The following is a 13,184-nucleotide window of genomic DNA, read 5'->3' as shown; positions in this document are numbered from 1 at the left end:
GTCGATCGAGGTGCCGAGTGCACCTGTGCTGCGGGTGCGACAATGAGCGGGTGATCATTCTTGCTGCGACCCCCATCGGCAATCTTGGTGATGCCTCTCGGCGCCTCGTTGAGGCACTCACGAACGCGGAGGTGATCGCCAGCGAAGACACCCGAACGACCATCCATTTGATGCGTGCCCTCGGTATTGACAATCGACCGCGGTTGATTCCACTGCACGAACACAACGAGTCCGAGAAAGCAGCCCAGATCGTCGAACTCGCGCGCGACACCGACGTGCTTGTTCTGAGCGACGCGGGGATGCCCGCCATCAGCGACCCCGGATTTCCCCTCGTCGCCGCCGCCGCCGCCGCCGGGGTCACCGTCACCGCTCTGCCCGGACCAAGCGCCGTGCTCACCGCGCTCGCCGTTTCGGGCCTCCCCACCGACCGCTTCAGCTTCGAAGGTTTCCTGCCGCGCAAAGGCCGGGTTGCCTACTTTCGGGCACTCGCCCGCGAAGAACGCACAATGGTGTTCTTCGAAAGCCCCAACCGGTTGCCCGCGGCGCTCACCGACCTCGCCACCGCACTCGGTGATGATCGCCGTGCAGTGGTGTGCCGCGAACTCACCAAGATGTATGAAGAAATTGTGCGCGGCACCGCCGCCGAGCTCGCCGCCAAGTTTAAGGATGGTGCTCGGGGCGAGATCTGTCTCGTCGTCGAGGGTGCCGCACCCGCAACATCCGATCTCCCCACCGCGGTGGCCTATGTTCTCTCTCTCGTCGCCGACGGTGCCCGACTCAAAGAGGCCGCAACCGAGGTCGCCGAGCAGACCGGATTGAGTAAGCGCGAACTGTATGAGGCGGCACTGCGCTCCAAGTAGGCGTGTGACCCGGGCGATGGCGCCTACCAGCGGTGGAGGCTTAGGCTGCGACCGAAACCTTCGCGGTTTCGGGGACAGCGGTGCGGTTGTCGCGAACGGTGAACCGTTTGAGGGCAACCACAATCAGGGCTGTGACGACCATGCCCGCAAGGATCGCGACCACGAACATCAGGAACGGGTTGATCGCAAAGAACACGAAGAATCCGCCATGAGGTGCCTGTGAGGTAACACCGGCAGCCATAATGATTCCGCCGGTTACCGCGCTGCCGATTGCGCTGGCCGGGATCACCCGCAGCGGGTCAGCAGCAGCGAAGGGGATAGCACCCTCAGAAATAAACGATGCGCCCAGCAACCACGCTGCCTTGCCATTTTCTTTTTCCACGGGGGAGAAGAGGCGGCGAGCCAGAACGGTCGAAGCGAGAGCCATCGCCAGCGGGGCAACCATTCCGGATGCCATCACAGCAGCCATGATCATCCACGGCCCCTGGTTGTCGATTGCACCAGCACCGAGGCCAGCTACCGCGAACGAGTACGCGACCTTGTTGACGGGGCCACCGAGGTCGAAGCCCATCATTGCGCCCAAGATGAGCCCAAGAACGACAGCGGATGCACCACTCAAGCCGTTGAGGAAGTTGTTCAGTGCAACGGTGAGCGAAGCGATCGGTCCACCGAGGATCAGCACCATCAGGCCGGAGGCAAAGATCGACGCCAGCAGCGGGATAACAACAACAGGCATGAGGCCGCGGAACCAGGCTGCGGTCTTGCGCTGGGCGAGCCAGTGAGCGGCAACACCGGCGAGCAGTCCACCGACGATACCGCCGAGGAAGCCTGCACCCATGAGGCCAGCGACGGCACCGGCGGTGAATCCGGGGGCGATACCGGGGCGGTCAGCAATCGCGTAGGCAATGTAGCCGGCAAGGGCAGGAACGAGGAAGCCCATCGAGGCTGCACCGATCTGGAAAGCGGCAGCGCCCAAGTAGGTGGCGAGACCACCCTCGGGCAGATTCCAGAGACTGTTGCCGACGACAATGTCGCCCGCGGTTTCAGTGATGAGGTATCCACCCAGTAAGAAGCCGAGCGCGATCAGCAGACCGCCACCAGCAACGAACGGGATCATGTAGCTCACACCCGTGAGTAGTGCGCGCTTCACGGTCTGCCCGAAGTGCTCGTCCTTGGTACTGGGGGTGCTCTCGCTGGCAGCTCCGCCACCGGCGACGCGGGCCGCGTTGGGGTCGCTTGCGGCGGCAATAGCTTCGGCGATCATCTCGTCTGGGGCATCAATTCCGCGCTTCACCGGCGACTGAATCAGTGGCTTGCCGGCGAAACGACCCTTGTCGCGAACATCCACATCAACAGCAAAGATGACCGCGGATGCCGCAGCAATGATCGCAGGATCAATCGGTGTTGCCCCGGACGAACCTTGAGTCTCGACGTGAAGTTCGACGCCAGCGCGTTTCGCGGCGGCGGCGAGGGAATCGGCGGCCATATAGGTGTGGGCTATGCCCGTGGGGCACGCGGTGACGGCGACAATGACGGGGCGAGCAGCGTCGCCTGACGCGGATGTCGATTGCTGTCCCTCACCGGCACCGGCACTGGCACTGGCACTGGCACTGACACCGGCTGCCGGTGCTGCCTTCTCTTCTGGTGCGGTCGCCTGCTCGACGAGAGCAACAATCTCTTCTCGGCTGCCGGCAGAGCGGAGACTGTCGACGAATTCGGGGTTCACTAGCGAACGCGCGAGGGCGGAAAGCAGGGTCAGGTGTTCCTTATCGGCGCCGTTGGGAGCGGCGATGAGGAAGATGAGGTCGGCAGGAGCATCCGGCGACCCGAAGTCGACGGCGGGCTTAAGGCGAGCCATCACGAGAGTGGCTTCGGTTACCGCCTCCGAACGGCAATGAGGAATAGCGATACCGCCAGGAACACCGGTATCGGTCAGCTGTTCGCGTGCCCACGCGTCGTCGAAAAGCGATTCCGCGTTGGTTGCACGGCCCTGATCGGCGACGAGTTTGGTCATCGCGCGGATGACGCCGGCGCGGTCGGTGCCGAGATCGGCATCTAACAGCACGAGGTCGGTGGTGATGAGTTGCGACATTGCTTTCTCCTTGTCGACAGCAGCGGTGGTGCTGAGATTTAGTGGTTGTCCGGTCGGCTGAGCAAGTGCACCTCAGCAGAGTCGGGGTGGGTAAGTTCTGGGGTCGGCATGGTGCTGCCGGGTAGGGATGCTGCGGCTGTGCCGTGAGCGACAGCCTGAGCAAGGCGACGTTCGGGTGCTGCGCCGCGCTGGTCGCCCAAGAGGTAGCCGGCCAGGGAGGCATCGCCGGCACCGACGGTACTTTTTGCGACGACGGGCGGCATTGTTGCGCGCCACGTTTCGTCGGCGGTCACGAGGAGTGCCCCGCGTGACCCGAGAGTGGCGAGCACGGTACGACAGCCGCGGTTCACGAGAGTGAGCGCCGCAGCGGCGGCCGCATCCGTATCTTCTTCGAAGGTGTCGGGCAGACCCGTGAGCTCTGCGAGCTCTTCCGCGTTGGGTTTGATGAGGTCAACGCCAACACCCGACTCGATCAGTGCCTGCATGGGGGCGCCCGAAGAGTCAACGGCGACCCGTGGTGGGGTGCCATCGGCAGCGTGGCGAATTGCGTTGATTACTCGCACATAGAAGTCGGCACTGAGCCCCGGAGGCAGCGAACCGGCAAGCACAACCCATTCCGCCCGGCGAGCATGGGACACCACCAGATCGATAAGTGCTGCATCGTCGGCGGCGGTGAGCTGTGGCCCCGGTTCATTGATCTTTGTGGTCGTGCCATCAGGTTCAGTGATCGTGACATTCGAACGCACGCGGCCGGAAATCGGCAGCCCTGCAGTGGGGGTGTGCTCGGCACGCAACGCCACCAACATCGGATCGGATGCTTCGCCCGGCAGAATAGCGATCGTATCCAGCCCTGACGCAATCAGTGCACGAGACACATTCACGCCCTTGCCACCCGGCTGCTCACTGCTTGAGAGGGAACGCTGAACTTCGCCGCGGTCGAGAGCGGCGTCGAGCTCGATGGTGCGATCGAGGCTCGGGTTGGCGGTAACGGTGACGATCATGCGATCACCGTTTCGACATCCGCACGCTCAAGAGCGAGGGTAAGTTCGGCATCGGGTGAGCGGTCGGTGATGATGGTGTCGACATCAGTCAGCGAGGCGAAACTCATGAGAGTCTCGGTGCCCAGTTTCGAGGCGTCAACGAGTGCGATGGCGCGGCGTGAACCGCGGGTGAGCGCACTCTTCACGGCAGCTTCATCGGGGTCGGGGGTGCTGAAGCCGAAATCGGCGTGCACACCGTTGGCACCCAAAAATGAGATGTCTGGGCGGATGCCGGACAGCTGGTCGAGGGTCGTTGCCCCTACTGCGGCGCCGGTGAGCCCGCGCAGGCGACCGCCGATAATCTGAACGGCGATGTGGGGGTTCTCGCTCACGATTGAGGCGATCGAAATGGAATGGGTGATCACGGTCAGCGAGCCGGTCGATTTTTCGGGGTTCCAGTTGACCAGGTGCTGAGCCAGGCGGCTTGTGGTAGTGCCAGAGTCGATGCTGATCGCCCCGACAAAGTTAGACGGAATGAGGGCCATCGCGGCCCGAGCGATGCGCTCTTTGGCATCGGAGTTGCGGCCGGTGCGCTGGGCGACACTCTCTTCACTGCGGCTAATCCGTGCGGCAGAGACTGCGCCGCCATGAACGCGGCGCGCCACCCCCCGGGCCTCGAGCTGGTCGAGGTCTCGGCGCACGGTTTCGCTTGACACAGCGAAGGTGCGAGCGAGTTCGATTACGGCGACGCGGCCGGCTTCAGCGAGTTGTCTCTCGATCTGCTGTTGCCGTTCTTCTGCGTACATTCCGCAATCTCCTGTGATTATCGCCGCGCACGATTTCTGCGTATCTGTGAGAGTACGCCGGTGATCGGCAGAATGCAACATAAATAAAGATAAACCCACACATTCTCACACGGAGCGGGGCGGCATCCTGTGCAGCGTCCGGATTCGTATTCGCTGTCATATCCGTCCGGCGTAATGGATCGACACGGGCGAATACACTAAAGGCATGTCTGCCGGCGACTCCTTCTATATTGCGACGCCCATTTTCTATGTGAACGACGTTCCTCATATCGGGCACGCGTACACCGAGGTGGCCGCCGACGTTCTTGCACGCTGGCACCGCCAACGAGGTGAAGACGCCTGGCTGCTCACCGGCACCGACGAACACGGCCAAAAGATTCTGCGCACCGCCGTCGCCAACAACACGACGCCGCAAGAGTGGGCCGACCGTCTTGTTGCTGATTCGTGGCAACCGCTGCTTGACACCATTGATATCGCCAATGACGATTTCATTCGCACAACCGATGAGCGCCACGAGAAAGCAGTGGCGACTTTCCTTCAGCGCCTCTACGACGATGGCCACATCTACGCCGGCGAATACGAGGGCTACTACTGTGTCGGCTGCGAAGAGTACAAACAGCTTGACGACCTTGTTACCGCACCCGACGGCGACTACAAGGGCCAACTGGTGTGCGCTATCCACTCGCGCCCGGTTGAAGTTCTCAAAGAGAAGAACTACTTCTTTCGCATGAGCGACTTTGGGCAGAAACTGCTCGACCTTTATGAAAGCCAGCCCGACTTTGTGCAGCCCGCGAGCGTGCGCAACGAGATTGTGCAGTTCGTCAAGCAGGGACTCGACGACCTCTCCATTTCGCGTTCCAGTTTTGACTGGGGTGTGAAGGTTCCGTGGGATGAAACCCACGTTGTGTACGTGTGGTTCGATGCCCTGCTCAACTACGTGAGTGCTATCGGCTACGGCGTTGACGATGACCAGTTCGCCAAGCGCTGGCCCGCCGTGCAACTCGTCGGCAAAGACATCGCCCGTTTTCACGCCGTTATTTGGCCCGCCATGCTCCTGGCCGCAGGGCTTCCCGTTCCGCGCGCCGTCTTCGGCCACGGCTGGCTACTCGTCGGTGGCGAAAAAATGTCCAAGTCGAAGCTCACCGGAATCGCCCCGAGCCAAATTACCGACACGTTCGGTTCGGATGCCTTCCGCTACTACTTCATGAGCGCCATCACCTTTGGTCAAGACGGATCGTTCAGTTGGGAAGACCTGAGTGCGCGCTACCAAGCAGAGCTGGCCAACGGTTTCGGCAACCTTGCTTCGCGGGTGATCGCGATGGTCAATAAGTACTTCGATGGTGATATTCCGGCTCTCGGCGCGCTCACGGCATCCGATGAAGCGATTGTGGCGACCCAGAAGCGTGCAACCGAGAAATCGAACGCTGCCATTGACTCCTTCGCCATCAACGAGGCGCTGGCTGAGGTCTGGCAACTCGTCGATGAGCTCAACGGGTACATCACCGAGCAAGAGCCGTGGGCGCTGTCGAAAAACCCCGCTAACCGCGAACGCCTCGGCACCGTGCTCGCGACTACCGTCAACGGTCTCGGCACGCTCGCGATTCTGTTGTCGCCCGTGCTGCCCAAGGCAACCGAGCGACTCTGGCAGGCCATCGGCGGCGTCGGTGAACTGCGTGGGCAGCGAATCGACGACGCCCAGCACTGGGCAACCAGCGGTCGTGTGACTGCCCTCGAAACCTCCCTATTCCCCCGCATCGAAGTGGATGCCGAAAGCGGCACGGCGTGACTGAACCGTTCATCCGGCAGCGCCACCGCAGCACCGACGAGGTAGCTTCTGAGAAGCTGCAGTACCCGCCGCTGCCCGAACCGCTCGCGGTTGCGGTGTATGACAATCACACCCACCTCGAGATTGCTGATGGCGGGCCCGGCAACCAGTTGCGCTTTCGCGAGCAGTTGGAGCGAGCATCCGCGGTCGGTGTGCGGGGCGTGGTGCAGGTCGGAACGGATGTCGATACCAGCCGCTGGTCGGCGCAGCTTGCGGCCACCGAATCACAGGTGCTTGCGGCGGTTGCAATCCACCCGAATGAGGCCCCCGAGCTCGAGGCTGCGGGGGAGCTTGATGCCGCACTGGCCGTAATCGATGAACTCGCTGCTCGCCCCCGCGTTCGCGCGGTGGGCGAGACGGGCCTCGACTTTTTCCGCACCGATGATGCGGGTCGGCCCGCACAGTTCCGGTCCTTCGAAGCGCACATTGCGATTGCCAAGCGGCACGGGCTTGCCCTGCAGATTCACGATCGCGACGCCCACGATGAGGTGATTGAAACGCTGCTGCGGGTGGGTGCTCCCGAGCGCACCGTCTTCCACTGCTTCTCGGGCGATGCGGCGATGGCGCGGTTGGCCGCGGATAACGGATGGTATTTGTCGTTCGCCGGCACTGTCACGTTCAAGAATGCGGCGAATCTGCGCGAAGCGCTGTCGGTTGTCGCGCAGGATCGCATTCTGGTGGAAACGGATGCCCCCTACCTCACACCCCACCCGCTGCGGGGCCGCCCCAATGCTCCCTACCTGATGCCGCACACGGTGCGTGCAATGGCGGCACATCTGGGCGAGGACGAAGCAACGTTTGCCACTCAGCTCGCCACAAACACCGAGGCCGTGTATGGCTTGTGGGAGACCGAACTGGCTGCCGCATCCGAGCCAGCCGCCGCGTCCGAAGCAGACCCCCGATGAGCGCACTGCTTGGCCCCGCCGAGATCCGCGATCTCGCCGACCTGCTCGGCATCCAGCCGACGAAGAAGCTGGGCCAAAACTTTGTGATCGACCCCAACACGGTTCGCCGAATTGTGAAGGCAGCGCACGTCGTCTCAGGTGAAACTGTGGTTGAGGTCGGCCCGGGGCTGGGATCGTTGACGCTGGGGTTGCTCGAGACCGGGGCATCCGTCGTCGCCGTCGAAATCGATAAACGCCTTGCCGCCCAGTTGCCCATCACGGTCAGCCAGCTGCAACCGGATGCGCGTCTCACCGTCATCACCGGTGACGCGCTGCGCGTCACCGAGTTGCCCAACGACCCTCGCGTGTTCGTTGCGAACCTGCCGTATAACGTGTCGGTGCCGGTGTTGCTGCACTTCTTGGAGGACTTTGACTCCCTCGACCGCGGTCTCGTGATGGTGCAGGCGGAGGTGGGTAATCGGGTTGCCGCCGGCCCCGGCAGCAAGGTGTACGGCTCGCCGAGCATCAAAGCGGCCTGGTACGGCGAGTTCTCTACCGCCGGTCTGGTCAGTCGTCAGGTGTTCTGGCCCGTGCCGAATGTCGACTCGGTACTGGTGCGCTTCGAGCGCCGCGAGCAACCCGGAACCGTCGAGGAACGTAAGGCCACCTTCGCCCTTGTGGATGCCGCGTTCCAGCAGCGACGCAAAATGTTGCGTCAGTCTCTGTCGAGTGTGTTGGGCAACTCAACGGCAGCATCCGATCGGCTGATTGCGGCGGGTGTCGCACCGACCGCCCGCGGCGAGGAGCTCACGGTGCACGATTTTCTTGCGATTGCCCGCGCTCGGTAACCAAATCATCAGGTGAAGGGTGTGACGCTCCGCCATTCCGTTCGGCAACGAACGACGGTAGGTTGGCTTCATGTCGGCGAACAGCAACACCAGCATTCCCAGTGACCGCGATGTGCTTGAGGGCACGGGGCGGCATCCCGATGAATGGTTTGCGTTCCTCGACATTGCGGGGGCGACGACATGGCAGCGTCCACAGATCGCGGGATGGTTCGTTACCAATGCCGACCACTTAAGCAGCGAGTGGGCAGAATCAATCGCGGCCCGGTATGCGGCAGCACGCGGGTTGGCTCAGGCGGAATAAGCCAATACAGGGGCTGATAGAGCCGGATCGTAGCGGATGCCGCGAGGCCAGTGTTATCCCCAGGGGGTGCACGGAGAGGTCCACTTCACACGGTAAGTTTGGTGGATGACTACCGTCTTGGCAGCCTCCACAATGGTTCACACTCGTGCCCCTGGCAAGATCAATGTCTTCCTCAAAGTGGGTTCGCTTCTTGATGACGGCTACCACGATGTTGCGATCGCCTATCAGGCGGTGTCGCTGTGTGAAGACGTTCGCGCCTATCGTGCCGATGATTTTTCGGTGTCAGTGTCGGGACCCGTCGACCTTTCGCGGGTACCCACCGATGGTTCCAATATCGGTATCAAAGCCGCTCGACTGCTGGCGCGTCGCACTGGCTACCGCGGCGGTGTTCGCCTTGAGATCGAAAAGCATGTTCCCGTAACCGGGGGCATGGGTGGTGGTTCTGCGGATGCCGCGGCAACACTTCTTGCCTGCGACGCACTCTGGGGCACCAACATCTCTCGCGAAGAAATGCTCGGTCTCGCGTCGGAGCTTGGCTCCGATGTGCCGTTCGCCCTCACCGGAGGAACAGCAATTGGAACGGGTCGTGGCGACCAGCTCAGCCCAGCCCTGGCTAAGGGCCAGTTTCAATGGGTGTTGGCCCTGTCTGATTCGGGGCTCTCAACCCCGGCGGTATACGAAGAGCTCGACCTTCACCGCCATCGTCACGCTCAAGACATTTTTCCGGCCGACGCCGCGCCAATCGTCGATGCGGATGTTCTCCAAGCTTTGCGTGCCGGTGACCCGCACATGCTTGCCGAATGTCTCCACAACGATCTGCAGGCTCCGGCGCTCCAGATGGAACCATCGCTGGCCGCGGTTATCGAGTTGGGCGAGAAGAACGGGGCGCTCGCCGGAGTCGTTTCGGGTTCTGGGCCCACTGTCGCGTTTCTCACCGCCGACCTCGATTCGGCCCTTGAACTGCAAATCGCATTGAGTGCGGCGCAGATGAAGGTGGTGCGCGCGACCGGCCCCGTTCATGGAGCGCGAATCATCACCGACTAACCCCGCTAGAATTTCCCGAATGGCACATCTTCTTGGCGCTGAGGCTCTTCATCTCGAATTCCCGACCCGCGTAATCTTTGACAGGGTCACTATCGGCCTTGACGAGGGCGATCGCATTGGCATTGTGGGGCGCAACGGTGACGGCAAAACAACGCTCATGCGCATGCTTGCGGGCACCCTCGAACCCGATGATGGGCGAGTAACTCGCCGCAACGGTGTCACCCTCGGAATGCTCGACCAGGCTGACGAACTTGATGGCACCAAGACGGTGCACGAGACCGTCATCGGCGATATCGATGAGCATGTGTGGGCGGGCGACCCCAAGGTTCGTGACGTCATTGCGGGTCTCGCCGCCGACATCCCGTGGGAGGCCAAAGTTGGCGACCTCTCCGGAGGTCAACGTCGCCGGGTGGCTCTGGCAACCCTGCTGATCGGCGACTGGGATGTCATCTTCTTGGATGAGCCCACTAACCACCTCGACGTCGAGGGCATTTCGTGGCTTGCCGGCCACCTCAAGCGCCGTTGGGCAACGAACTCGGGTGGGTTGCTGGTTGTCACTCACGACCGGTGGTTCCTCGACGAGATCTGTACCGCCACGTGGGAGGTGCACGACCGCCTCATCGAGCCCTTTGAGGGTGGTTACGCTGCCTACATTTTGCAGCGTGTTGAGCGCGACCGCATGGCGGCCGCCTCGGAGTCGAAGCGTCAAAACCTGATGCGCAAAGAGTTGGCGTGGTTGCGCCGCGGTGCTCCCGCACGCACAACGAAGCCCAAGTTTCGTATTGACGCCGCCAACGAGCTAATCGAGAATGAGCCACCCGCCCGCGACAGCGTCTCGTTGTCATCGATGGCGATGCAGCGGCTCGGCAAAGATGTTGTCGACCTCGAAGGCGTGACGGTCACGTACCCCGTTGTTGACCCGGCATCCGGTGTCGCGGGAGAAAAGATGGTGCTGAACGACATAACGTGGCGCATCGCTCCGGGGGAGCGTACCGGCGTTTTGGGCGTCAACGGTGCCGGAAAGTCGACTCTGTTGTCACTCGTCGCGGGCAGCCTGCAGCCCACGAGTGGTCGCGTGAAGCGCGGTAAAACCATCAAGGTCGCGACCCTCACGCAGCAGCTGGCTGAGCTGGAGGACATTTGGGATGAACGCGTTAGCACCGTGATCGGTCGTCACAAGAGCAGCTATGTCACCGGTGGCAAAGAAATGACGCCCACCCAAATGTTGGAGCGTGTCGGCTTTACGAGCGCCCAGCTCTCGACTCCGGTGAAAGACCTGTCGGGTGGCCAAAAGCGCCGGCTGCAGTTGCTGCTCATTCTGCTGTCTGAGCCCAACGTGCTGATTCTGGATGAGCCCACTAACGATCTCGACACCGACATGTTGGCGGCGATTGAGGACCTGCTCGACACGTTCCCCGGCACACTACTTGTCGTGAGCCACGACCGGTACCTCATTGAGCGCGTTACCGACCAGCAGTATGCGGTAATGGATGGCGGCTTCCGACACCTGCCTCGTGGTGTCGACCAGTACCTTGAGTTGCGTGTTCAGCAGCAAAGGGCGTCGTCGGGGGCCAGTGGTGCTGCCGCTGGTGCTCCGGATGCCACAGAAGCCAAGCCGAAGCCGTCATCGTCGTTGAGTGGGGCAGAGCTGCGCAATTCGCAGAAGGAGCACGCGGCTGCCGGTCGCAAGATTGCGAAACTGCAGGGTCAGATTGCCGAGTTGCATCAGAAGATGGCCGTGCACGACCAGTCAGACTTTGCTGGCCTTGGCGCGCTCGTCGGCGAACAGCAGGCCGTGCAAGAGGCGCTCGACACTGTCGAAACCCGCTGGCTTGAGCTCGACGAACTCCTGGCTTAGCCCAGACTTTAGGGGTACTTAGCCGAGCGCAGCGACTCCTGCAGCGCGAGCGATCTCGACGGCACCGAGCGACAGCAGAGCGATGACAGCCCACGAGATGAGGGCGACAGCGAGTGCGCGACCGCCGGTGCGGACGAGGTTGCCGATGCTGATCGTTGCGCCTAGGCCGAACAGGGCCATACCCAGCACGAGCTCTTGGCCGTAGGCGGCGACCTCGAGGAAGCTATCGGGCAGCGGCACGAAGGTACGCACCAGGACGGCCGCGAGGAATCCGACGACGAAGAGTGGCAGGATCGCGGGGCGCTTCACAGGCGTGAGGTCCGCAGCGGTGCCGACTGCAGCATCCGACTCATCCAACTCATCTGACGCACCAGAAGCACCCGCAGCCTTGCGATCGCTACGAGCAACCACAACACCGGCAAGAGCAACCATGGGGGCAAGCATCGCTACCCGCGTGAGCTTAACCACGACGGCAACGGCAAGTGCGGTCGCCCCCGCGATTTGGGCGGTAGCGACGACCTGGCCGACGTCGTGCACACTCGCCCCCGTCCACATCCCGAACTCGGCAGAATCGAGACCGAGCAGTGGACGCAGTGCCGGCAAGACGGCAATGGCAAGGGTTCCACACAGCGTTACGAGAGCGATCGGTGTGGCCGTATCGGAGTCTTTAGCGCGCGTCATACCCGCCATAGCGCCAATAGCTGAAGCGCCACAGATCGAGAATCCGGCAGCAATTAACAACGACTGCTGACCGGGGAGGCGCATCATCCGACCCAACCCCCACGTAAAGAAGAATGTGATCACGACGATCAGCACAATCATGCCGAGCACCAGCCAGCCCAGCTCAGCGATGTTCACGAGGCTCAATTTGAAACCCAACAGCACCACACCGATTCGCAGCAGACGACGGGCAGCAATCGCCAGCCCCGGCTTCACCTCAGTGCGCACAAAATTGCGCCACGGCAGTGCGCTAAACAGGATGCCCAACACCACGCACGCCGTCAACGTGGGTATTGCTGGCACCAGAAAACTGATCAGCAGCGCAAGCCCAAAAGCTACAAGTGCGAGGGCCAGACCGGGGGAGATGCGTCGGAGCGAAGCGCTGTTAGCGGCTCTATTCACCGTCGAGACTCAGTTTTCGAAGCAGAGCACTGAGTCGTTCTTGTTCGCCGGCAGACATGCGAGACAGCAGCGCCGTTTCATCGTGCACGAGCGACGTGATTGCGCCATCCACTCGTTCACGGCCCGTCGCCGTCATCACCACAATCACTCCCCGCCCGTCATTGGGGTCAGTGCGACGTTCGACAAGGTGGCGCGACACCATGCGATCGATGCGGTTTGTCATCGTGCCACTGGAGACCATCGTCTGCTGCACCAGTGCGGTGGGGCTCAACTGGTAGGGAGAACCCGTTTTGCGTAGGGCCGATAGCACATCGAATTCCCACGGCTCAAGACCAGAAACAGCAAAAGCAACTTTGCGAGCTCGCTCCAGGTGCTTGGCGAGACGGCCAACACGACTCAAAACATGCAGCGGCGCAAAGTCGAGATCGGGGCGCTCACGCGTCCACGCTTCGACGATCCGGTCCACTTCGTCGCGTTGGGGCATCCGGTTAGTATCTCAGTTTCGGCACCCGGATGTGCACCGCGTGGCTGTCTTCGAGAGTCCGGCAAACGTGTGTGAAGGCT

At 62.1% G+C, this 13,184-nt stretch carries 12 protein-coding genes; 7 read left to right on the top strand and 5 right to left on the bottom strand.

What is annotated here, in order from left to right:
• Positions 1–50: 50 nt before the first annotated feature.
• Positions 51–860 (top strand): 16S rRNA (cytidine(1402)-2'-O)-methyltransferase, encoded by an 810-nt coding sequence (gene rsmI / locus FB472_RS04180; RefSeq protein WP_141989778.1) that lies wholly within the window; start codon positions 51–53, stop codon positions 858–860.
• Positions 861–900: 40 nt separating this feature from the next.
• Here rsmI and FB472_RS04175 read toward each other — a convergent pair whose 3' ends face one another.
• The 3 genes from FB472_RS04175 to FB472_RS04165 are packed head-to-tail and all read right to left on the bottom strand — an operon-like array spanning position 901 to position 4,738.
• Positions 901–2,952 (bottom strand): PTS fructose transporter subunit IIABC, encoded by a 2,052-nt coding sequence (locus tag FB472_RS04175; protein ID WP_141989777.1) that lies wholly within the window; start codon positions 2,950–2,952, stop codon positions 901–903.
• 38 nt (positions 2,953–2,990) lie between these two features.
• The gene (locus tag FB472_RS04170) at positions 2,991–3,953 is read right to left on the bottom strand and encodes a 1-phosphofructokinase family hexose kinase (protein WP_141989776.1); all 963 of its coding nucleotides are present in this window, start codon (positions 3,951–3,953) and stop codon (positions 2,991–2,993) included.
• Positions 3,950–4,738, bottom strand: a complete 789-nt coding sequence (locus tag FB472_RS04165; protein ID WP_141989775.1) for a DeoR/GlpR family DNA-binding transcription regulator — start codon at positions 4,736–4,738, stop codon at positions 3,950–3,952. Before FB472_RS04165 ends, FB472_RS04170 begins: the two co-directional genes overlap by 4 nt.
• 205 nt (positions 4,739–4,943) lie before the next feature.
• On the opposite strand from FB472_RS04165, the gene metG reads away from it, so the two are divergent.
• The 6 genes from metG (at position 4,944) to FB472_RS04135 (ending at position 11,498) form a co-directional block, all read left to right on the top strand.
• The gene (gene metG, locus FB472_RS04160) at positions 4,944–6,524 is read left to right on the top strand and encodes a methionine--tRNA ligase (RefSeq protein ID WP_021810500.1); all 1,581 of its coding nucleotides are present in this window, start codon (positions 4,944–4,946) and stop codon (positions 6,522–6,524) included.
• Positions 6,521–7,468, top strand: coding sequence for a TatD family hydrolase (locus tag FB472_RS04155; RefSeq protein WP_141989774.1), 948 nt, complete (start codon positions 6,521–6,523; stop codon positions 7,466–7,468). Before metG ends, FB472_RS04155 begins: the two co-directional genes overlap by 4 nt.
• The gene (gene rsmA, locus FB472_RS04150) at positions 7,465–8,295 is read left to right on the top strand and encodes a 16S rRNA (adenine(1518)-N(6)/adenine(1519)-N(6))-dimethyltransferase RsmA (protein WP_141989773.1); all 831 of its coding nucleotides are present in this window, start codon (positions 7,465–7,467) and stop codon (positions 8,293–8,295) included. The genes FB472_RS04155 and rsmA overlap by 4 nt, the downstream gene beginning before the upstream one ends.
• 70 nt (positions 8,296–8,365) lie before the next feature.
• The gene (locus tag FB472_RS04145; protein ID WP_141989772.1) at positions 8,366–8,596 is read left to right on the top strand and encodes a 4-diphosphocytidyl-2C-methyl-D-erythritol kinase; all 231 of its coding nucleotides are present in this window, start codon (positions 8,366–8,368) and stop codon (positions 8,594–8,596) included.
• A 105-nt stretch (positions 8,597–8,701) separates the two neighbouring features.
• Positions 8,702–9,640, top strand: a complete 939-nt coding sequence (locus FB472_RS04140) for a 4-(cytidine 5'-diphospho)-2-C-methyl-D-erythritol kinase (RefSeq protein ID WP_141989771.1) — start codon at positions 8,702–8,704, stop codon at positions 9,638–9,640.
• Positions 9,641–9,659: 19 nt separating this feature from the next.
• Positions 9,660–11,498, top strand: a complete 1,839-nt coding sequence (locus FB472_RS04135) for an ABC-F family ATP-binding cassette domain-containing protein (RefSeq protein ID WP_141989770.1) — start codon at positions 9,660–9,662, stop codon at positions 11,496–11,498.
• A gap of 18 nt (positions 11,499–11,516) precedes the next feature.
• Here FB472_RS04135 and FB472_RS04130 read toward each other — a convergent pair whose 3' ends face one another.
• Both FB472_RS04130 and FB472_RS04125 read right to left on the bottom strand, forming a co-directional pair.
• Positions 11,517–12,620: a YeiH family protein gene (locus tag FB472_RS04130; protein WP_141989769.1), complete on the bottom strand. Its 1,104-nt coding sequence runs from the start codon at positions 12,618–12,620 to the stop codon at positions 11,517–11,519.
• Positions 12,613–13,104, bottom strand: coding sequence for a MarR family winged helix-turn-helix transcriptional regulator (locus FB472_RS04125; RefSeq protein WP_141989768.1), 492 nt, complete (start codon positions 13,102–13,104; stop codon positions 12,613–12,615). Before FB472_RS04125 ends, FB472_RS04130 begins: the two co-directional genes overlap by 8 nt.
• Between the last annotated feature and the right edge of the window lie 80 nt (positions 13,105–13,184).

Origin of the sequence: Rhodoglobus vestalii, from assembly GCF_006788895.1 — a bacterium.
Lineage (GTDB): Bacteria > Actinomycetota > Actinomycetes > Actinomycetales > Microbacteriaceae > Rhodoglobus > Rhodoglobus vestalii.
The sequence above is the reverse complement of the archived record's forward strand: the minus strand, read 5'-3'. Positions and strand labels throughout refer to the sequence as shown.

Bases quoted from the DNA above. Each gene is read 5' to 3' on its own strand.
- FB472_RS04175 (WP_141989777.1), bottom strand. From the start codon at position 2,952: ATGTCGCAACTCATCACCACCGACCTCGTGCTGTTAGATGCCGATCTC.
- FB472_RS04170 (WP_141989776.1), bottom strand. From the start codon at position 3,953: ATGATCGTCACCGTTACCGCCAACCCGAGCCTCGATCGCACCATCGAG.
- FB472_RS04165 (WP_141989775.1), bottom strand. From the start codon at position 4,738: ATGTACGCAGAAGAACGGCAACAGCAGATCGAGAGACAACTCGCTGAA.
- metG (WP_021810500.1), top strand. From the start codon at position 4,944: ATGTCTGCCGGCGACTCCTTCTATATTGCGACGCCCATTTTCTATGTG.
- rsmA (WP_141989773.1), top strand. From the start codon at position 7,465: ATGAGCGCACTGCTTGGCCCCGCCGAGATCCGCGATCTCGCCGACCTG.
- FB472_RS04145 (WP_141989772.1), top strand. From the start codon at position 8,366: ATGTCGGCGAACAGCAACACCAGCATTCCCAGTGACCGCGATGTGCTT.
- FB472_RS04140 (WP_141989771.1), top strand. From the start codon at position 8,702: ATGACTACCGTCTTGGCAGCCTCCACAATGGTTCACACTCGTGCCCCT.
- FB472_RS04135 (WP_141989770.1), top strand. From the start codon at position 9,660: ATGGCACATCTTCTTGGCGCTGAGGCTCTTCATCTCGAATTCCCGACC.
- FB472_RS04125 (WP_141989768.1), bottom strand. From the start codon at position 13,104: ATGCCCCAACGCGACGAAGTGGACCGGATCGTCGAAGCGTGGACGCGT.